19 protein-coding genes are annotated in these 20,298 nt (G+C 60.9%); 13 read left to right on the forward strand and 6 right to left on the reverse strand.

Annotated elements, in window-relative coordinates:
- Positions 1-35: 35 nt before the first annotated feature.
- The 5 genes from IEY49_RS05165 (at position 36) to IEY49_RS05185 (ending at position 6,325) form a co-directional block, all read left to right on the forward strand.
- On the forward strand, positions 36-1,055 hold the full coding sequence (locus tag IEY49_RS05165; RefSeq protein WP_189005190.1) for a cysteine hydrolase family protein: 1,020 nt from the start codon (positions 36-38) through the stop codon (positions 1,053-1,055).
- Between the two features lie 430 nt (positions 1,056-1,485).
- Positions 1,486-2,067 (forward strand): family 1 glycosylhydrolase, encoded by a 582-nt coding sequence (locus IEY49_RS05170; RefSeq protein ID WP_189005191.1) that lies wholly within the window; start codon positions 1,486-1,488, stop codon positions 2,065-2,067.
- 615 nt (positions 2,068-2,682) lie between these two features.
- Positions 2,683-3,861 carry a hypothetical protein gene (locus IEY49_RS05175; RefSeq protein WP_189005192.1) on the forward strand — a complete coding sequence of 393 codons (1,179 nt, stop codon included), beginning with the start codon at positions 2,683-2,685 and terminating at the stop codon, positions 3,859-3,861.
- A gap of 221 nt (positions 3,862-4,082) precedes the next feature.
- Positions 4,083-5,054 (forward strand): mechanosensitive ion channel family protein, encoded by a 972-nt coding sequence (locus IEY49_RS05180; RefSeq protein ID WP_189005193.1) that lies wholly within the window; start codon positions 4,083-4,085, stop codon positions 5,052-5,054.
- Positions 5,051-6,325 (forward strand): DUF2254 domain-containing protein, encoded by a 1,275-nt coding sequence (locus IEY49_RS05185; protein WP_189005194.1) that lies wholly within the window; start codon positions 5,051-5,053, stop codon positions 6,323-6,325. Before IEY49_RS05180 ends, IEY49_RS05185 begins: the two co-directional genes overlap by 4 nt.
- A 257-nt stretch (positions 6,326-6,582) precedes the next feature.
- Here IEY49_RS05185 and IEY49_RS05190 read toward each other — a convergent pair whose 3' ends face one another.
- A complete protein-coding gene (locus IEY49_RS05190) occupies positions 6,583-7,437 on the reverse strand; it encodes a hypothetical protein (protein ID WP_189005196.1) in 855 nt (284 codons plus the stop codon).
- A 421-nt stretch (positions 7,438-7,858) separates the two neighbouring features.
- On the opposite strand from IEY49_RS05190, the gene IEY49_RS05195 reads away from it, so the two are divergent.
- Together IEY49_RS05195 and IEY49_RS05200 are read left to right on the forward strand one after the other, a co-directional pair.
- The gene (locus IEY49_RS05195) at positions 7,859-8,533 is read left to right on the forward strand and encodes a response regulator transcription factor (protein ID WP_189005198.1); all 675 of its coding nucleotides are present in this window, start codon (positions 7,859-7,861) and stop codon (positions 8,531-8,533) included.
- Positions 8,523-9,962 carry a sensor histidine kinase gene (locus IEY49_RS05200; protein WP_189005199.1) on the forward strand — a complete coding sequence of 480 codons (1,440 nt, stop codon included), beginning with the start codon at positions 8,523-8,525 and terminating at the stop codon, positions 9,960-9,962. Before IEY49_RS05195 ends, IEY49_RS05200 begins: the two co-directional genes overlap by 11 nt.
- A gap of 146 nt (positions 9,963-10,108) precedes the next feature.
- Here IEY49_RS05200 and IEY49_RS05205 read toward each other — a convergent pair whose 3' ends face one another.
- Positions 10,109-10,888, reverse strand: coding sequence for a DUF1206 domain-containing protein (locus IEY49_RS05205; protein WP_189005201.1), 780 nt, complete (start codon positions 10,886-10,888; stop codon positions 10,109-10,111).
- A gap of 509 nt (positions 10,889-11,397) precedes the next feature.
- Between IEY49_RS05205 and IEY49_RS05210 the strand changes: the two genes are divergently transcribed.
- From IEY49_RS05210 to IEY49_RS05225, 4 genes are all read left to right on the forward strand, one after another.
- Positions 11,398-12,588 carry a S1C family serine protease gene (locus IEY49_RS05210; RefSeq protein ID WP_189005203.1) on the forward strand — a complete coding sequence of 397 codons (1,191 nt, stop codon included), beginning with the start codon at positions 11,398-11,400 and terminating at the stop codon, positions 12,586-12,588.
- Positions 12,585-13,088, forward strand: a complete 504-nt coding sequence (locus tag IEY49_RS05215) for a hypothetical protein (protein WP_189005205.1) — start codon at positions 12,585-12,587, stop codon at positions 13,086-13,088. The genes IEY49_RS05210 and IEY49_RS05215 overlap by 4 nt, the downstream gene beginning before the upstream one ends.
- Positions 13,089-13,291: 203 nt before the next feature.
- Positions 13,292-14,104, forward strand: a complete 813-nt coding sequence (locus IEY49_RS05220; RefSeq protein ID WP_189005207.1) for a hypothetical protein — start codon at positions 13,292-13,294, stop codon at positions 14,102-14,104.
- A 42-nt stretch (positions 14,105-14,146) separates the two neighbouring features.
- Positions 14,147-14,521 (forward strand): hypothetical protein, encoded by a 375-nt coding sequence (locus IEY49_RS05225; protein WP_189005209.1) that lies wholly within the window; start codon positions 14,147-14,149, stop codon positions 14,519-14,521.
- A gap of 168 nt (positions 14,522-14,689) precedes the next feature.
- On the opposite strand, the gene IEY49_RS05230 is transcribed toward IEY49_RS05225, so the two are convergent.
- The gene (locus IEY49_RS05230) at positions 14,690-15,232 is read right to left on the reverse strand and encodes a DUF421 domain-containing protein (RefSeq protein WP_189005211.1); all 543 of its coding nucleotides are present in this window, start codon (positions 15,230-15,232) and stop codon (positions 14,690-14,692) included.
- A 187-nt stretch (positions 15,233-15,419) separates the two neighbouring features.
- Here IEY49_RS05230 and nhaA point away from each other — a divergent pair, with 187 nt between their 5' ends.
- Positions 15,420-16,697, forward strand: coding sequence for a Na+/H+ antiporter NhaA (nhaA, locus tag IEY49_RS05235; RefSeq protein WP_189005213.1), 1,278 nt, complete (start codon positions 15,420-15,422; stop codon positions 16,695-16,697).
- A 305-nt stretch (positions 16,698-17,002) separates the two neighbouring features.
- Positions 17,003-17,818, forward strand: coding sequence for an ion transporter (locus IEY49_RS05240; protein WP_229780643.1), 816 nt, complete (start codon positions 17,003-17,005; stop codon positions 17,816-17,818).
- Between the two features lie 249 nt (positions 17,819-18,067).
- Here the strand turns inward: IEY49_RS05240 and IEY49_RS05245 are convergent, their stop codons facing one another.
- From IEY49_RS05245 to IEY49_RS05255, 3 genes are all read right to left on the reverse strand, one after another.
- Positions 18,068-18,469: a hypothetical protein gene (locus tag IEY49_RS05245; protein ID WP_189005215.1), complete on the reverse strand. Its 402-nt coding sequence runs from the start codon at positions 18,467-18,469 to the stop codon at positions 18,068-18,070.
- Positions 18,470-18,603: 134 nt separating this feature from the next.
- On the reverse strand, positions 18,604-19,068 hold the full coding sequence (locus tag IEY49_RS05250; protein ID WP_189005217.1) for a response regulator: 465 nt from the start codon (positions 19,066-19,068) through the stop codon (positions 18,604-18,606).
- An 81-nt stretch (positions 19,069-19,149) separates the two neighbouring features.
- Complete coding sequence (locus IEY49_RS05255; protein ID WP_189005219.1) at positions 19,150-20,148, reverse strand: hypothetical protein; 999 nt, start codon at positions 20,146-20,148, stop codon at positions 19,150-19,152.
- Positions 20,149-20,298 lie beyond the last annotated feature (150 nt).

Here is a 20,298-nt window from a genome sequence, read left to right on the forward strand (position 1 = left end):
GGGTGTGTACTGTCACACCGCCAGGAGAGGCGCCCATGACCAAGCAGTCTGAAAAGTTCAACAGCACGGAAGTGAAGTACAAGCCCGGCAGGGAGCACGACTTCGGCTTCCCCCTCGACCGCACGGCCTTGCTGATCATTGACCCGGTCAACGACTTTCTCAGTGAGGGTGGCGCCGCCTGGGAAATGACCAAATCCACGGTGCAGTCCGTGGGGGTGGTGGAGAACCTCAAGCAGGCCATTCACGGCGCACGCGTCTATGGCCTGCCGGTCCTGCTGGGACCCATGGCCTATACGGAGGAGGACTACGCCGACCACCACCTGCAGCGCCGCACCGGGATCAACCGGGTAATGTTTGAACACAAGATGTTCCTGGCCGGCAGCTGGGGTGCAGACTTCCACCCTGAACTTCAGCCGCAGCACAGCGACATCATCCTCAGGCCGCACAAGGGCACCGACGTGTTCGAAACCGACCTGCCCGGGCACCTGGAGCGTCTGGGAACCACCCATCTGGTGATCGCGGGCATGACCGCCAACCTGTGCGTGGAAAGCACCGGACGGCGCGCAGCCGAACTCGGGTACGACGTGACGTACCTGACCAATGCCATCGGGGCCGAAAGCGTTCCGGCATACGAAGCGTCCATCAAGGTCAACTTTCCGCTGGTCGGCAACGCCACTATGACTGTCGACGAGTTTCTGGCCGCGCTGCAGGGTACGGCCGGAGAGGGGGGCAGCGTGCAGCCCGGAGACAAGGTCCTCGGCTCGGACCACGGCGAAATCGGGACTGTGAAGGAGGTCGTCGCAGCCAGTGCGGATGTGGACGCCCACCTGATCGTTCCCAGAGGACTGATCGTCAAACATGACATGTTCATTCCTCTGGACGCGGTGGTCCAGAGGGCGGGGGCGACGGTGTTCATCAACGTACCGAAGCTGATCGTGGGAAACATGCCGTGGTCCGGGCCGCCCGCATGCCGTGAACGCCGTGAGCACCTGGGCCCGAAGGCGCAGGACGTCGACAAGGTCTACGGCTCCGTGGATCCTTCTGGCGTGTCCTGAGCGCCGCTGGTGCATAAAGGCGAGCGCATCCCGGGGAGGCCAGCAGGTGTGGGCCTCCCCAAATCGGTTTTTCTTCTCCTGCTTTCCTCACCACAGCACAAAGGCAAGCAAGAACAGTGCGCCCAGATGCAGCCACTTTCAGAGGGGGTCAGTGCATGGATTCCCGCGACCACACCTGCTCGCTCAGCCACTGGCATCTGCTCGGCAAATTTTTATGGACCACTGTCTGAACATCCTGGACCCGGGCAAAGCGCACGATACGAATTGGACGGTGATTCGCAGGAGCGTTGACGTGCTTAAAGGCATCTGCCGGAGGGAGACGTACAGGACTCAGCCTGCGACCCGCAGTCGCGACCAGCGTCGTCTGGTCAAGCAGGCAAGCTCGTACGGGAAGAATCTCGCAGTTCCATCTTGAGGGAGGTGCGGCTGCATGAGTGAGACGTTTCTGGAAATCATCAGGCGTCACTGTGGTGACGTAGGGCAGGACGGAGACGGGCGCAGTACACGCAGCAAGAACGGTTCCGGGCTACCCACGACGCAACCGGGTAACTTTATGTTCGCCACCGGCATCGAGTGCTCTTACCCCACCATTGGTCACGGCCGTGTCCGGCGGGACCAGCTCGCGGAGTGTGGTCATTACGATCAATGGCGCGGGGATCTGCAGCTGGTCAAGGAACTTGGGATCAGGTACTTGCGGTATGGCTTGCCCTATCACCTTACGCACGTGGGACCGGACCGTTACGACTGGGATTTCGCCGACCTGGTGATGTCCGAAATGCGCCGGCTCAGGATTGTTCCCATCCTGGATCTGCTGCACTTCGGCGTTCCTGACTGGCTGGGTAACTTCCAGAACCCGGAATTGCCGGTTCACTTCGAAGCCTACGCGGGCGAGGTCGCACGGCGCTACCCGTGGGTGCGGCACTACACGCCAGTGAATGAAATTTACGTGACTGCCAAAGGCAGCGGGCAGGATGGGCTGTGGGCGCCTCAATCAGGCACAATCTCGACCTAGCAAAGCCCACTCGGTCCTGGAGACTCTTGGCGGCATCTTGGACTCGGGGTCGTTTAACACTGCGTCAGGGTTATTCTTGCCGTCCACCATCAGCGCGTAGTAATCCTCAGTGCTTTTCCAGTCCCGAACCATGGCTGTTAAAGGTAATGTTCCTGGTTCAACGCACCACCGGTATCCCGTGGCCTGGGACGGCAGAAAGTCCGTAATCATCAGCTCACCGTGGTCCCCACAAAGACAAGACTCCAGAATGGCCGAGTCCGACTCAGGAGGCCCAGTTCCTGGATCCGCACCGGGTGAGCTGGGCTGGGCTGCGGGCTGCAGACCGGCCTCTGGTCTTTGCTGTTGACTCGCCATGGTGACCTCCGTCTGGCTGCCAGACCAGAGCGCCGCGCTGCCAGGCTGTGTCAATCAGGCGACCACATGGGGCAATGCTCAAGGGTACGTCTGCCCGGCGACACGCGCCGCACCGCGGCCCGCGTAGCGTGGGAACATGACGCCCCTCTCCCCTTCAGGCCCGACGGATGCACCCACCGGGCTGGACCTGCTCTACTGGCGCCGAAGAATAAACGGCGTCTATGCTGGTGTCCGCTCCCTGCAGGCCCCTGTGAGGGGCGAATGTTGAACCTCAGCCGCACCTCTCAGGTGATGACAGCCCTGGTGGCCCTGTGCGCTGCTGCAGCCGGGGCGAACTCACCTCAATCGGGAACGCACAGGCTGACTGCTCCAGCCACCAGCCTGGTGATCAATGGAACGCACGTCTACGGGGTCACGCAGTTCGGTGACCTGTTTACCCTGAATAGGGGCAGGCCACGGATTCTCCAGAAGGGGTTTACCGTCAGTCCGCTGACAACCTGTCACTCAGGCGTAGCTGGTGTCAGCGCCGCTGGTGAGCTGAGAATGTGGGTATCCGGCCGCCTTGTCACGACCCAGCGGGCCGGTCTCTCGCCGCTCTCCCGGCCCGTCTGCGTTCCGGAAGGAGCAGTCGCGGTCAGCAAGACCGGGGACCTCATCCGGTACAGGCAGGAGGGCGCCGCCTGGCGCGAGCACCGTCGCACGCGCGCCAACGTGATGCGCGACGCCCGCCTCACCCTGGTTGACCTGAAGGGATCAGGTGAGCCGCATGTTGCCGCGCTGACCGGGCCGTCAAGCACGCGCTATCAGCACGGCGTTCTGGGGGACGCAGAAGAAGCGACCGGCGTCGCCGTCTTTCACCACCAGAGCTTGAAACAGCTGAGCCGACTGGACCTGAGAGCCCCGATGGTCTTCGAGGATCTGGAAGCCAGGCCAGTGGAATTGCCTGATGGCCGTATGGGGCTGGTGCTGGTGCACGCCACACCGGGCGCTGGCGCGGCGTTGGCCCCGATCGAGCAGGTCAGGGAGCGCCTCCGGATTCGGTCGGTTGGACCCGCCTTCGGCCAGACACACCGCTGGCTCGCCCCGATCATTGCAGAGAATGAGATCTGGGCCGTGCATACCCCACATATCGGTGGCGTGCTGCACAGGTACCAGGAAAAAGGCAACTCCCTGACCCCTACGAAACAGTGGTCCGGCGTGTCCAATCACGTGATCGGCAGCCGCACACTGACCGGCGTGCGGCTCGCACCCGGGCTGCTGCTGGTGCCGTCCCAGGACCAGACCCGGCTCGTGGTTCTGCGGTGTGTCGCCGCGTGTTCGGTGCTACATGAGTGGGCTCTGGAGGCAGCAGTGAGCAGCAATGTGGTGTACACGCGGACCCATGTCGTCGTGGGCGATGCCAGCGGACGCATGTACGTGCTGGCCCGGGAAGCCTGGTGAATTCAAGGTGTTCTCAACTCCAGCGCACGAGAAGGTAAAAATGAGGCTCGTAAAAGGTGAGAGCCTGGGAGAGCCTGATACCCCGATTCCCCGTGCACTCGTATGACCCATCCACCACTTGAGTCCCTCGCGTCAGCCTCACTTCGACTGAGGGCCCTCTCACGCGTCCACCGCGCCGATCAAGCCCCGAAGAAAGAAAGCCATTCGCGTAGGCTGCAGTTATGAATCTGAACATTGAAGTGGCTTGGACGCGTCTGCAAAGCATGCTCCAGGGACTCATCGCAGCACTTCCTAACATAGTGATTGGCCTGGCCGTCTTCATGCTGTTCCTGTTCCTGTCCCGAACAGTCGCCGCTGCCGTCCAGAGTGTGGCCCTTCGCACAGGTCAGGCCCGTGGGATCGCGCTGGTCTTCTCACGCATTGCTGCGTGGGGTGTCCTGGTTGTTGGCGGGCTGATCTCTCTCATCATCATGATTCCGAGCCTCAACGCGGGCTCCCTGTTTGGGGCCCTCGGAGTGAGTGGGGTGGCCATCGGATTTGCCTTCAAGGACATTTTCCAGAACCTCCTGGCTGGCATTCTGATTCTGGTGACCAGGCCGTTTCGCATCGGGGATCAGATTGTCAGTGGCGCCCACGAAGGCACCGTCGAGGACATCCAGGTCCGCGCCACCCTGCTGCGGACCTATGACAACCGGCAGGTGGTGATTCCCAACAGCGAGCTGTACACCAACCGTGTGGTTGTCAATACCGCCTATGACAGGCGCCGCCTCGCGGTTGTGGTCGGCATTGGATTCGGGGACGACATCCGGCAGGCCAAAGGCATCATCCTGAATACCTTGCGTGGTCTGGACCTCGTCCGTCAGGACCCGGCGCCGGCTGTGTTCATCCGCGAATACGGAGAATCCGCCGTGAACCTCGAAGTTCGCTTCTGGATCGACCCCCCCGTCCGGCGTGAAGTCATCGAAGCGGAGGACCAGGTTCTGGAGGCACTCAAGCCGGCCCTGCTGGATGCCGGCATTGATCTTCCATTCCCCACCCAGCAGGTGCTCTTCCATGACCAGACGGAGGAGACCGATGGAGACCGCGAGCAGCAGCGTGAGGGCTGGCCCGCCCGGACGCAGAACCCACGCTCGCGACAGGCGCTCCTGAGAGAAGCGTCACTCCATCAGTCTGGGGACCAGGCTCAGCCTTGAAACGCCTGCTGCTGCGACTCCGGGAATACACCCGTCGTTTCTGGTTTATTCCGACGGTGATGACGGTCGTGTCCCTCCTCCTGGCCCACCAGGGCATCTCGCTTGAAGAGCGATGGGGGGTGCCCGACTGGCTGGAATTTGTTTACGGAGGAGGAGAGGCAGGTGCGCGCAGCGTCCTGATGGCTGTCGCCGGAAGCGCCATTGGTGTCGCAGGCACCGTATTTTCCATTACCATTGCAGCACTGTCATTCGCAGCGGGAACCATGGGCCCCAGATTGCTGGACAATTTCACTCGTGACCGCGGCAATCAGGTCACTCTCGGCGTGTTTATCGCGACGTTCGCCTTCAGTCTGTACAGCCTGAGAGTGGTGCGGGGTGTCGATGAGCAACCCTTCGTTCCGCACTACAACGTGACAGCTGCGCTTCTCCTCGCGCTGGCGAGTACAGCGGCGCTGGTGTACTTCATCTTTCATGTCACGAGCACCATCAACATCACGCACGTCATTAACCTGCTGCGCGACGACCTGGCCGTCTCCCTGGACCGTCTCACCTGGAAAGAACCCCGCACCCGACATCAACCGCCACCTCTGGCGTTCTGGGCGAACGCCGAAGAAATCCAGGCTCCTTTTGGAGGTTATCTCCAGCTTGTGGATGTTTCCGCCGTTGTTCAGTGGGCGACGGAGCATCAGGTGTCCGTCCGTCTGCTGGTCAGGCCAGGCGATTACATTTTTCCCAATACTGTGATCGCCTGCGCAGTGCCCACGCTACCGCCAGACCTGCTGCGGTTTCTCGCGGTCGGGCGTTACCGAACGACCGATCAGGATGCAGAGTACGCCGTCCGCCAGCTGGCGGACGTGGCTGTCCGCGCACTGAGTCCAGGGGTGAACGATCCTGTCACTGCCATAGACATTCTGGACCGCTTCGGAGACGCCTTATGCCGGCTTCAGGGCCGTACCTGGCCGGACGGCGTCCATTACGGCGACGATGCCCAACTGCGCCTGGTTCACCCGGTCACCGACTTCGCCGGCTTGACCGACGGCATGTTTCATATGATTCGTCAGTACGGGAAAGGCAGCCCGGCCGTCATGTTGAGGCTGCTGGAGGTGATCACCGCTGCTGCAGGCTGCCTTCATGGTGCGGTTGAACTCAGCGAACTCACGCGCCATGCCGATCTCGCTTACCACGATGCGCTGGCAAATACAGCCAATCCCGCTGACCGTGCTGACCTCCAGGAGCGGTATCGCCGTTTTCACGTGGTGGTTGCACGGTGAGTCGTCGCCTCTGCCTTCTCCGGGCTGGCAAGTGCCCTCTGGGGGAAAGGCAGGTCAGGCCGAACCGCTCGCCGGCGGAACCTTTGAACCCTCTTTACCATCAATAGAAAACTGTCCATCACTAACTTTGTTCTGGTCCTATCCCGCCGTCACGCGGTATGCGAGCGCACCCACACATAAGGTTACTGTGGGCGCGCTCGCAGTCAGTCGAGCTCATCTTCTGAAGAGCGGTTTTTCCCCGGAAGGAGCCGCAGATCTCAATTGTTCCCGTCGCGAGCCCCCTCGAAATTAAACAGGATTTCGTAGGTGTCATTTCCCTCTCGCTCGGCGCTCCATTCCAGGCGGTTCTGCCCACGCTCATAGACAGCCGCTACCTTGTCGCGCTCCAGCGCGCCACCTGAAGTACGGTTGAAGCCCTGCTTTGCGAACTGCTCCCGGTAAAATTCATTCATCTGCGCGAGGGTCAGGCCGGAGCGGACCTTGACCGTAAAGTCCTCGTTCTCCTGATCTACGTCATCGACGACCGCTCCAGCCGGCACCGACAGCTGGATTCTCGCGGGATCGTTGCGCAGCTGATCCGTGATCATCACCGGGCCATACAGGACGTAGCCAAGCTGGCCTGGGGTACTGTCCCTGAGGAGAAGTGACGTATTGCCCTGAGTGCCGGCCTGGACCCCACTCAGGTTGAACGTAGCACGGTATGAATTGCCCGGTGATTTCGCAACGCGCATCTCCACGGTATCGTTGGCTCTGCTGTACACCGAGCGGTACACGTCGCCGTCTACGCTGACCGAAACCCGCTCAAATCCCTGCTCACGCAGCTGAATGTCGTGGTGCGTGTAGATGGAATTCAGATTGGCCATGGTACGCGCGGCGAGGGTAATGGTCCGGTTGCCGTATTTCACACCCAGTATCTGGCTGTTTGGTGGCGAGGCGAGCCGGAGATTGACAGCATTTTCACTGAGGCCCTGGAGAAAACCTGGGCCATAGACAGTCCAGGGCATGTCCAGGGTCGAACCGGACAAGACTGCTCGTTGCGTTTGAGCCTGTGCCGTTACGGCAAGTGGGGCGAGCAGAGCGAGAGCGGATGTCAGGATACGAATGGTGTTCATATTGGTCTCCTCTAGCGTGAACTTACAGATCGTGGGTGGCGCAAGCTTTGCACGGTGGCCCTAGCCGGCGCTCAGAAAGATCCCCCTTCCAAAGGTCTTCGGCGTCATTCGGCCGGGTTCCCGTGCTGTCCGGTCCCGGACCGTGCTTGCCCCTGGTCTCCAGGAAACACACTGTCGCCGTCGTGGCATCAGGTGAGTGGTCGCATGCGTTTCCGAACAAGTCCTGTTTGTTCAAAGAGGCATATCGGCACTGACGTGGGCAGACTGCGGCTGCGGGTGCAGTCTGCTCCCGAAGACCACGGCAACAATAGTTCCGTGCCCTGAAGTTCGACTGTTGTCGGGTTGAGGCCCCGCTGAATCGTTCATGGTGTCCTGGTGAACGCAGTAAAGTGGTCACCAGATACCTTGGAGGGTTCACCTGATGCAGCGAATCCTGGTGGTCGATGATGATCCAGGCGTTACGAATATGCTGCGCCGGGGGCTCACCTATGACGGCTACATGGTGGATGTCGCCGGGTCAGGAGAAGAAGCCCTCGAACTTGCGCGCGCGCATCCTCCTCACCTGGTTGTCCTTGATGTCATGATGCCCAACATGGACGGCCTGCAGGTTCTATGGCGCCTGCGTGCCGAAGACCCGCACCTGTGCGTGATCCTGCTTACCGCGAGGGATGCAGCGGCCGATCAGGTCGGGGGGCTCGAAGCCGGGGCAGATGATTACGTGGTCAAGCCTTTTACCTTCGAAATCCTGCGCGCCCGGATTCGTGCCCTGCTGCGCCGCTCAGAAGGCGAAACGGCGGACGTGCTGTCGTTCGGCAATATCGTTCTGGACGTCACGAAGCATCAGGTCTGGCAGGGCGAACGGGAAGTGATTCTGACTGCACAGGAATTCAAAGTCCTGCGTGTATTTTTTGAGCAGCCGGAACGCGTGATGAACAAATCGATGCTCCTGAGCCGGGCGTGGGACCCCGATTACGACGGGGATGACAATATCGTGGAGGTGTACGTCAAGCAGCTCCGCCAGAAGCTGGAGGTGAACGGGGAATCCCGCGTGATTCACACCATCCGCGGAGCGGGTTACGTGCTGCGTGCCCAGTAAGGCTGTCTCGATCCGCCTGCGTCTGGCCCTCTGGTACGGCGTCCTCAGCGCCATCGCCCTGTTCATCATGGCTTTCCTGAGCTACGCACTGTTTGCCCGGAGCCAGTACGTCGCCCAGGATCAGGTGCTCCGACTGAGTGCCAGACATGTGGCTGCAGGCGTCCTCGGGGCTGGTCGGTCTTACATCCTGGATACGAAGCCAGAAAGTGCCAACATTGTGCTCAGGCTTTATAACGGCAACGAACGTCTGGTGCAGGCCACACCTGGCGCCGAGCAGGTGCCTCCAGCGTCTCCTCGAGCGACCATAGTCTCCCCCGCCGGACCCGCTTACGATCAAGCAGCGGCCATGGTGCCTGCACTTCGGGTAGATCCGGTCCAGTCCACAAAAAACGCGTTTGGAATCCTCATTATCAGGGGAGAGCGCTGGCGCCAGTATGTTCTTCCCTTAGAGAAAAACGGCCGCTTTCTCGGGTATGTGGAAGCGCTCACACCTCTTGGTCCGCTCGACCGTGCGGTCAGCGACCTGAAAAATCTGCTGTTCTCCCTCGCGGCTATTTCTCTGGTCGCTGTCATCGGCCTGGGTGGAAGCATTGCAAGGCGGGCCCTGGCTCCTATCGCTCGCCTGACCAGCACGGCCGGGGACATTGCTCAGTCTGGCGACCTGTCCCGCCGGGTCGGTCCGGTGGAGCACCCAGATGAACTCGGACGTCTCGCCATGACGTTTAACGAGATGCTCGGCAGTTTGCAGGCGTCGTCTCAAGTGCAGCAGAGATTTCTGGCCGACGCTTCACACGAACTCCGCGCGCCTCTCACCATCATGCAGGGCAATCTGGAGCTCCTGAGATTGCATCCCGATATGGAAACTCAGGAAAAGCACGACATGCTCAGCGATGTCGAAAAGGAAACCACCAGGCTCGCCAGGCTCGTCTCAGACATGCTCCTCCTGGCCCGGCGGGATGCGGGGGTGCCCTTTCGCTCAGCGCCCCTGGACGTTTCGCGGATTGCTCTTGAAGCCTTCCGGAATGCCCAACGCCTGGCGGGAGGGCAGGTCCTGAAGCACGCGGTCCAACCAGGGGTTCGTGTCTGCGGTGATCCTGACCGGCTCCATCAACTCATTCTGATCCTGCTGGACAATGCTCTGAAGTTCACGCCTGCGGGACGGTCTGTCGGCCTCATCGTCACGGAAGACCAAGAACGTGTCCTGCTGGTGGTCCAGGATGAGGGTCCAGGCATCCCGGCAGCGGACCAAGCGCACGTCTTTGAACGGTTCTATCGGGCAGATCCTGGACGGGCCCGCGATCCCGGAGGAACCGGTCTAGGCCTTCCCATCGCGGCGTGGATTGTGGAGCAGCATCAGGGCAGCATCGAATTGAAGAGCGAAGAAGGCCATGGGACACGGGTCGAGGTCACCCTGAAGCGCGGCGGCTAAGCCCAGCCCAACATCGAAACGATGACTACCAGGGACGGCGTGGAATTCAGTCCCAGCCCTATTCTTTACTTTAGCCCTGAGCTTCTTCGGCTGGTGAGGCCATGGCGTCGCATAGCTTCAGGGAACAGAGCCAGCCATAAGAAAACTTACTTATTCACTGGAATCGTTCGGTAACGGCTGCGAAGCAGTTCATAGGCGCCAAAGGCGACGAGCCCAGCTGCCATGAAGCTCAGGAGCCACTGCCCGTACGGGCCGTTCTCCACTGCCCGCAGGGCCTCTCTGAGACCTCCTGCTTTTTCAGGGCTGAAATCCCACGCTGCCTGAACAAAAAAGACACCAACTATCCCGATGATCAGTCCTCGCGCAGCGATGCCAACACGGCCAATGGTCGTGATGATGCGCCGCTGCGTTTCATGGCCGTCTTCCAGCTCCAGGCGCTTCATGAACATGCCGGAGTACGCGACATAGCACAGGTTCAGCGCGACCGCCACAACAACGAGGCCACCCAACCCCACGAGAAGCTGGCCTAAGGGCAGTGACAGCAACCATCTGGTCCAGTCATCCTCGGCATTCAGATTCTGACGGTCTGGACCGTCGAAGAGCACCAGGGCGGTTGAAAAGAAGGCCAGACTGGCATAGGCACTCCCGCTCAGGAACAGCCCGACGCGCTTGGCGAACCCCTGCAGGGTGCGGGGGTACCGCTCGGGGTTGATCACGGCCCGGTAGCCTTGCCAGAGGGCATACCCGAACAGCCCCATGGATGTGACGGCCAGGGTCACCTGGCCGAAAAGGTCCTCACCAATCATTTCTAGAACTCCACGGGTCCCTGGGGGGTGGATCGTCGCCAGGACGGCGGCCTTGGCGGTCAGCACGCCAAGCGTGATGTAGACCATCCCTTTGACGAAATAGCCGAGGCGTGCCAACACTGTCATCCATGAGGTGGGATCAGGTTGAGCACCTTTCTTGTCCCCAGAGATTTCCATCAGTTCAACCTAAATGCAGAGGTACAGCAGATGTTGTCGATTAAATGTGGTTACCTATAGATGCCTGGTCACTTTTACCAGTCACATGGCTATAAACGCGTGGGCAGCAGCGTATCGACAGAAAGTATTTTGCAGGTTACGACAGGCCTACGTCGACTGGTTGAACTGAATCAGATGATGAGCTGAACCTCAGCTGAATCCCGGCTCTGGAAGGCAACATTCAACTCGTTTTCGGTGGTCATTTCTGGTTGGTAGTCTTCGGTGTGCCACGACGAATCGACCGAATGTCAGATCGGAATCTTGTTACAAGAAGTTCAGTTCGTGAAGTGTTGCGCGGATGGCTGTAGTGGCTCATGCCAACCGGAAGTGCATGGCCATTTATCATATTTCTTTTCAGGAACAAATAAGATCGCCAGACTCGTTACAACCACGTTCACTTTAGGAGGTGGATTATGCTACGTATCCTTACGCCAGGTCTGCTCTCAATAACGGTCCTCCTGAGTGCCTGCGAACAACAGACCAGTCAACGCGCGCCTCTGACCACTTCCTCCTCTGCAGCAGCCGCTGAGTCACCAACCGCTGAGTTGGCAGCTCTGGAGTACGAGGAGAACACGATCTCCGTCACCGACGAGAGCCAGACCGGAGTGGTGTTCATCACGCGTCGTGGCCAGATGCCCGACACGGCACCTGAAGCCAGTGAACCAAGTCAGGGCTCGTCAGATCAGGACGTCACCGGAACAGGTTCCGGATTTTTTGTCGACGACGAGGGGTTCATCCTGACGAACTTCCATGTCGTGGAAGGGGCCCAACAACTGACCGTGCACCTTCCCGGGCGGAAACGCGAATTCCCGGCCCAGGTTGTGGGCGTGGCTCCGGAGTATGACCTGGCGCTCCTGCAGACCACGGACATCCCCGCCGACCTGTACGACCCTTTGGAGCTGGGCGACAGTGATCAGGTGCGTGTGGGTGCAAAAGCCATCGCCATGGGATCCCCCTTCGGCCTGGAGTTCTCCGTCACTCAGGGCATCGTTTCAGCCAAGAACCGGGTGGTTCCGACCGGCATCAATGGAATCCCGCAGAACAGCATTCAGACCGATGCGGCCATCAATCCCGGCAATTCGGGCGGCCCGCTACTGAACAGTGCCGCTGAAGTGATCGGAATCAATACAATGATCCTTTCCCCAGGGACGGCGGCCTCCGGTACAGGTCAGAATGCCGGGGTTGGATTCGCCATCCCGATCAATACAGCCAAGGCGATCCTGCCGCGCTTAAAAGCAGGCGAAACAGTCAACGTACCCAGAATTGGCGTCACGGGAATACCAGTCGCGTTGCTGCCAGGCGAGGTCCGTGAGGAGTTCAATCTTCCGGACGACGGCGTGCTGGTGCAGGAGGTCTCCCCAGCAAGCCCAGCGGCAGGTGCCGGACTCGTGGGCGGCCTGCGGCGTATCGAACTGGGTGAGGCCGCGCTCCTGATGGGCGGTGACGTCATTACGAGAATTGCTGGTCAACCGGTGACCACCCTTCAGGACATCCAGACGGCGCTTGTAACCCAGCAGGCTGGAGGAACGGTGAAGCTTATGATCCAGCGCCAGGGCGAAACGCGTGAACTCGTGCTGAACCTTTCGACTGGAGAAGTCGAATGACCTCTGCTTCAGTACCCGAGAGGCGAAGCGTCTTGTCCCGGTTCTTCTGTGTGGTCGTGATGCTCAGCATGGGGCCAGGACCGGCAGGTGCGCTCGCGGTACAGGAAGGGGAGCTGTGGAGTGCCTTGACCATGGCGAGTGCCCGTTACATCATTCTTCCCCCGCAAATTGAAGGGAATCCCGAAGGCCTCACCGCACATCAACGCAAAATCGTACTCAAGTCCATGCGTCATGATCTGGCTGGATCGTTGAAACGCCGTTATCCCAAAGCAGCAGTGGTCACGACAATGGAAGACAGGAACGTGATCAGGGTGACTCCGGTAATCGAAGCCCCTCAGCGTCTGCTTCCGTGGGGGAAACTGGGTCTGAAGCTGATATTTGAGCGAAGAAGCGGACAGCGATTCTTGTTGAAAGAGCAGTTCACTCTGTTTAACTTGTGGCAGCAACAGGATGATGCAGCAAAATACGCCTATGACAAGCTCGTTGATAGATTACCGTAAATATTTATGGTTCAGTTTTATTATTGACGTTATTGCCTGTTACCAATTCATACAGAACTCGGCCGAAGCATACAGTGCCAGCGAACTCCAATGAATCTATCTGCTCTAGTGAGCTGACTGCTACCATTTCACCTTCAATGCGCTTTAGAACTCGGCTTCAGTTACAGGTGCGCGGAACGCCCAGTGAACACCAGGAGGTTTATATGATCCGGCTCGCTCTGTTGATTTTAAGTCTGTTGCCCGGTGCAGCCTATGCCCAGATGAACGACGAGCGCCTGCTGTCAGGCACCACGCTCGGGCTGCCATGGGGGCTGTATGCTGGCACCACGACCAGTACGCAAGTGAACAATTCACGGCTGCGGCTCAGTGCGCCCTCTGGAGCAAAGGTGCTTGGAACTCGGTATGACCCGGGCACTCAGTCCGCGTTACTGTCCTACCGTCACGACTTGAATGCTCGCGCGGCGCTGGAGTTAGCGGTTGATCAACTCCAGCGCCAAGGTTTTGAGTTGACTTTCAGAGCCTGGCCTGCCGTGGGTCAGGCGCAGGCACTCTTGCGGCGGGGTGAACGCCTTGTCGAGATCCGCATCATTCGTGGTGCTGAGCAGGTGACCCAGGCGTTGTACCGATTTAGAGACGGGGACCTTCCGGAACGCCTGATGGTCAAAGAGTTACCGCCATACCTGGAGGTATACGCCAGACCGGTTGACTTGAAAACCATGCAGACAGAACGCGGACGTGTCCTTCTTACTCCTCCAGGGGAGGTGCCCCTCGATCTCGCTAGTTACCGCGACGGCGTGGTGAGCCTGCAGTTCTACGGCGACTTTTCCCTGGTGCAGCTCAGGGCCTTTTATCTTCCTTTCTTTGTCTCGCAGGGATTCATCGAAATCGGCGACTCGCAAGAAGCAGCCACCGAGGCGACCCACCTGTTCGCAAGGGGCAATGAACGGCTGACAGTAGAGCTGCAGGCAAGGAAATCAACCAATCGCGCCCGAGTAGACCTCCGGTTCCAGCGGTGACAGGTTGCCACAGCAGGATGTCCTTCGCTCAGAGGTTGAAAAATGGCAAATTTTGCCGATCTGGTGAATGAGGCACGCCTCCGGCACCTGCAAAAGGTCCAGCAGAGCGAGCAGGCGAAAAACTACGTCCGCGACGTCATGATTCATGCGTGCGAGCAGATTGAACACAGTGGAGGCGTCCTGACCGACTCCGAGAACTGGAGCTACAACGGCCTCCATGCATTCAACCACTACACGTTGTCGTTCCCTGCTGATATCGGTATCTCTGATATGGAATTGCAGGTGGGTGGCCGGGAGTTGCCTGAAGCAGGCAACGAAATTGTAGTAGGGAATCCGGACACGGCCGTTGTCGTCAGCAACCAGACAGAGGGCGTGGCTGCCGTGTTCGACTATGTCAAGCAGGCCGTAGAAAGCTGATTTATCGTCTGCGCTGGCGTACCGGGGCAAGCTCCTGGCATTTCAGGATTTCCGGCGGTCACACCCATCCGGAGCCGGTCTCGGTGACCAGCTGCTCTCGTGGGGGCTTTCGATGTCAAAAATCATTGCGCCCGCGCAGACGGTTCAGGAGGGTAAATGGACGGCAGGTCAATCCGCCCGGCGTGGATAGGTGCCCGGGTGTCCCGTTTCTGTGCCCTGGACCACGGAAACACTGCCACCCGACTCTAGGACGGCCAGCCGCACCTGCGCCACATCGCTGATCCCCTGGCTGCGCAGCTGCTGTTCCAGGGACTGTCTGGAGACGCGTGCCCGGCGCATCACCGCCTCACGGTACTGGCCGTACTCGATCAGGACCACCGGGGGATTGTCCACCACGTCGTGAAAACGCTGGGAGCGGGCGCTCAGGAAGGAGGTGGCCCACTGCAGCAGCGCCAGGCACAGCAGGGCGAGTACGCCCTCAGTGAGGTTCCGGCCCATGATCGAACTGGCGACCAGCGAGCCCGCCGCGACGTTGATCAGGAAGTCGAAGGAAGTGAAGGACGCGAATGTGCGCGCGCCAAAGCCGCGCGCGATAAAAATCACCAGTATGTAGAGCAGGGCCACCGAGAGGATGACGCGCACGAAGAACTCGACTGACCAGCCGCCCTGCGGCGTCAGGAGGGCTTGCAAGACCGAGAGCCACGTGTCCATGAGTCACCCTACCGCACGACCAGCCTGAACAGATTCGTGGAGCAGGGTACACCCTCTCCATCCCTGAGCAGCCTCGTGCTACTGTGGCCACACAAAACGCCGCGTCAGCGGCAGGTCACAGTGGCTATACGCTGACCTGGTGGAGCCCGCACAATCGGCTCCGCCTTGTCTTTTCCCCGGAGGCTCCATGGCGTCCCAGCCCCAATCCCCCTTTGCGCGCTTCGTTCATAGTGAATCCTTCGCCGGGCTCCTGCTGGTCGTCACCGCCATCATTGCGTTCCTGTGGGCCAACTCGCCCTGGCGTGAAACGTACACCACCATGCAGCACACGTACCTGGGACTGTCCCTGGGCACCTCAGAGCTGAAGCTGTCCATCGAGCACTGGGTCAACGACGGCCTGATGGCGGTGTTCTTCCTTCTGGTCGGGCTCGAGATCAAGCGGGAACTGCTGATCGGTGAGCTGGCCTCCCGGCGCCGCGCAACCCTGGCGGTCGCGGCAGCAGCCGGAGGCATGGTCCTGCCCGGTGCGCTGTACTACCTCCTGAACGCCGGTGGACCCGGAGCGTCCGGCTGGGGCGTACCGATGGCCACCGACATCGCTTTCGCGCTTGGCGTCCTGGCCCTGCTGGGCTCCCGTATTCCCCTCGGACTGAAGGTCTTCCTGACGGCCCTGGCCATCGTGGATGATCTTGGCGCCGTCCTGGTCATTGCCTTGTTCTATACCGAGAGCGTCAACCTTACCTTCCTGGCGCTCGCAGCACTCACCTGGGGGGCTGCCCTCCTGGCCGGCCTGAGAGGCGCATTCAGCATGAAGGTGTACGCCGTGCTGGGGGCTGTGCTGTGGTACTTCGTCCTGAGGTCCGGTCTGCACGCCACCATCGCAGGGGTGCTGCTCGCGTTCACGGTGCCGATCCGCAAGCCCGATCCAGGGCAGTACCTGGCTTCCCTGGCAGACGCCGCACGGCCCGGACGGGGCGAGGTGGTCGGCGCACGCCTGCGGGACCTGGAAGACCTGCTCGAACGGGCCCAAAGCCCGCTTCACCGCATGGAGCATGCCCTGCACCCGTTCGTGACCTTTGCGGTCCTTCCGGTATTCGCGCTGGTCAATGCCGGGGTTGCGGTGACTGCTGGCGGCGTGGGAGTCGTCTCGTTCGGCGTGATGTTAGGCCTGCTGCTCGGGAAGCCCCTCGGGGTGGTCGGAGGCGCCTGGTTGGCGGTCCGTGCGGGTGTAGCGTCCCTGCCCCGGCGGGTCACATGGGCGCATATGGTGGGAGCTGGGATTCTGTCCGGAATCGGTTTCACCATGAGCCTGTTCGTCTCGAACCTGGCTTTCGATGACGCGGACCTCCTGACACAGGCGAAGCTGGGCGTGCTGATGGCCTCGGTCCTCGCGGCGCTGCTGGGGGCGGGGTGGTTGGTCCTGACATCGAGAAAAAACTCCAGCGATTCAGACTCAGCGCTGTAAGGGCCGTCCGGTGGAGTCCTTCCGGATTCGGAGGTCCTGAGCCTCGGTGCTTTCACGCCGAGTGATCAGCGGATGACGGGCGTACAGCAGGCTCAGAGGCGGCTGGAAGGTATCAGGAGTTTTTATCCCTCGTCGAAACGGACGTTTGATGGCCATGGGGTCCTGGCCAGCCGCCGATTGACGCGGAAGACCACTCCGGGTACTGTCCCCTCTCTGGCTCGCCAGCAGTGAACGATCACCCTGGAGAACCCCGCCCGGTCACCTCATCGGCAAAGGCCAGTGGTCAGGGCCGTTAAGCTGCTGGCGTGAGCGTCCCCCCCTCGGAGCACGAGCAGCAGCAGCATCAACGCTGGGAACTTCTGCGGCGTCTCGACCGCCTGACCAACCTGCCGATGACTTTGCTGGCGTTCGTCTGGCTCGCCCTCCTGATCGTGGACCTGACGGCTGGTCTCTCGTCCTTCTGGCAGACCGTCAGTAACCTGATCTGGGTGCTGTCCATCCTGGACTTTCTCCTGGCCCTGCTGGTGGCTCCTGACCGGACACGTTACCTGCGCGCCAACCTCCTGACCGCCTTCTCCTTGCTTTTGCCTGCCCTGCGCATTCTGAAGATCTTCCGGGCGTTCCGGGCGCTGCGCCTGTTGCGGGCAACCCGCTCGATCAACCTGTTGCGACTCCTGACCTCGCTCAACCGGGGCCTCAAGGCCGTTGGCGGGGCGGTGCGGCAACGGGGGCTGGGCTACGTGGTTCTGCTGACGACGATCCTGACGCTCGGAGGGGCGGCTGGTATGCTGGCCTTCGAGCGCTCACAGACGCCAGGCGGTCCCGGGCTGAATACCTACCCGGAAGCGCTGTGGTGGACAGCGATGCTCATGACCTCACTGGGATCAGACTACTGGCCGGTCAGCCTGGAGGGGCGGCTGCTCACCTTCCTGCTTGCGCTGTACGCCCTGGCGGTCTTCGGGTACATCACGGCGGCCATCGCCAGTCTGTTCATTGACCAGGACAGGAAGCAGGCACCGCTGGGCGGCAGCAACCCATCCAGTCTGGAAACCGAGCTTCGAGCCATCCGGCAGGAGTTAAACGCCCTGCGGGCAGAGCGGACAGGCCAGCAAGACCCATAAACATGGCTTTCGCGGGTCCCGGCCGGTCGTGAAGTGTCCTCAGAAAAAGTCAACAGGTGCGATAACAAACAGCCTCTGCTGCCCGGACACCACCGGGTTACGGGGCGTCCCTCATGGGAACACGGCGGCAAGGACCCGCCCAGCGGGCTTCCCACCCTCGGGCCTGAGTCCGTCTTGACCCGGCGAGCCGTCCGACGCGCCGATCCCAGGCTGGGCGGGTCACAGTCCAGGACGCCCGCACGGCACGTGTCACTGGCGTGGACCGTCGGTAGGTCCACCCAGTTTTACCGCCGTTTTCACTTCATGCCGGCGACGACGCCCGGCCAGACGGGTCAGACCGAGAAGGCCCAGGAGGCCCCAGGGAAAGTCTGCATCATCCCGGTCAACGCTTTCAACGATGGCTCCATCCACGGGAGTATCCACTTCGTTCCCGGCAATTCCATCGTCCTCAGCTGCAGTGGTCACTGCATCATTCTCAATAGCATCCGGATCGGTGAGCTCGCCTCCCTCGTTGCCGGGGATCGTGTCACTCTCAGCGGGCGTGGTCACCGTATCGTTCTCGGTGAGGGGCGTTGCATCTGTCTGTGCGGTGGCGGAGAGCGGGAGAACAATGAGGGATAGAGCGAGCGTAAGCTTTTTGATGGTGGTCATCGTGGTGCTTCCTGAAGGGGAAAGGTGAGGAAAAAACGGAGGGCGAGGAGCGGCAGGTGCCAGCAGGGAATAAATTCCTGCCTGGCGAAAGAAGTCCATGAGGCGAATACTGGTCACCGACACGCCCGGACGGTTCAGGTATCTGACTTTTGCCCCATCTGGACCGAGCAGTTCGCGGGCGCTACACCCGCAACCGGACTCAACCACCGCCGGTGCAAACGGTTCAGGATCACGACTAGGTCGTCCAGGTCAACCGGTTTGACCAGGTAATCAGCAGCCCCCGCAGACAGGCAGGCGGCCAGGTCCACCGGTTGAGCTGAGGTGGTGAACACCACGACCGGTACCTGACGCAGCTCCATGTCCTCCTGCATGGCGCGCAGAACCTCCAGACCGTTGACCCTGGGCATGTTCAGGTCGAGCAGCACCAGGGTTGGCCGGACCCGCTGCTGCTGGAGCACATCGAGCGCCTCCACGCCATCCTGAGCGACCTGCACCTCGCAGCAGATGTCGCTGGCTTTCAACGCGATCTGTGCAAGCTCCAGGTCAAGTGGGTTGTCCTCGACCAGTAACACCAACGTCCTCACGGAGCGCTGCAGCATGTGCCTCCCCCCTTCCTATGGCGGCCGGTGGTTGAACTAGGGCCAGAAACCGACTGCGCACCACCGTGAGTCAGCAGCGAACTACATGCGCATTTTCAGGTCCTGGGGATTTGAGATGGTCCGTTCCTGGATGCCTGGTTGTGACCCCGGTGAACGGGTCGAATCTTTGGACAGCTCCGGGCTCGGGTCAGCAGCGGCGCCGTGAAGGTCGGCCTGCTCAGTCGGCTGGCCTGAAGTGGCGTTTTCCTTGACCCGGCTCACCACCTGCTCCACCGCCTGCTGGGTTTCCTGCACTGCGTCAAGCAGGGCTGGGCGAGGGTCTTCGCCTTTCCAGACGTGATCGACGCCTTCCCGCACCGACTCGCCTGCCTGCCGGAGGTGCTCACGGGTATCCGGGCTGAGTTTCTCAAGGTAGGTTCTCAGCTTCTCTTGAATCTGGGGTTGACGCGCCAGGTAGTAGCCGCCCCCGGCCACGAGCAGCAGGAACCAGGGCCTGCCGCCCCGCCGCGTGCGCGCGTCCACCGTCATGTGATTCACACTGGTCGTCAGGCTCCGTATCACCGCGTCCTGCTGGTCGAAATGCTCGTGTATACGTTGTTCCAGCAGGCGATGATGGCGGCCGAGCTGGTCTTTGACTTCCGTCTGCACCAGGGCACGAAGCCGCGCTGGATCCGGGGAGTGACGCCCAGACGCACGGTTCTTCTGCCGTGCATCATGGATGTCTTCCTGCATCATGTCCTCGGTCGAGCCAAGGGTCTGCATAACGGTACCGACGCCTCCCGCCAGTGCACCCGGAAGAGGTCTGGCCATGTCAGTCACCGTCTCCATGACGTTCGCCGCTCCGTGCTGAACCCCGGCGGCCACACTCTGTGCGTTGTCGGCGGTCACCCGGCCTGCACTGACCAGCGTGCCGCGCAGGTCCCGGAAGGTTCGGCCAAAGGCCTGGGACAGACACTGACGGTTGTCCTGGCGGCTCAGGAGGAGCGCTGAGAGACTGCCGATCAGGGCACCACCGGTGAGGGCCACCGATCGGGGAGCTGTCGAGGTGCGGGCTGGAGGGTAATTCAGTGGTGCTTGCATGAGGGACCCCTTTTTGGATGACCCAGGGCGCAGGCAAGGAGGAAGCGCGCGAAGGCTCCTCAGTAAGGCGCTACCAAGAGCATGGCCTGCTGCTGGTCAACCGTCTGGACGATAGTGGACAGCCCTGAAGCGTGACTGTCTTCAGGCTGA

This window comes from Deinococcus malanensis, from assembly GCF_014647655.1.
Lineage (GTDB): Bacteria > Deinococcota > Deinococci > Deinococcales > Deinococcaceae > Deinococcus > Deinococcus malanensis.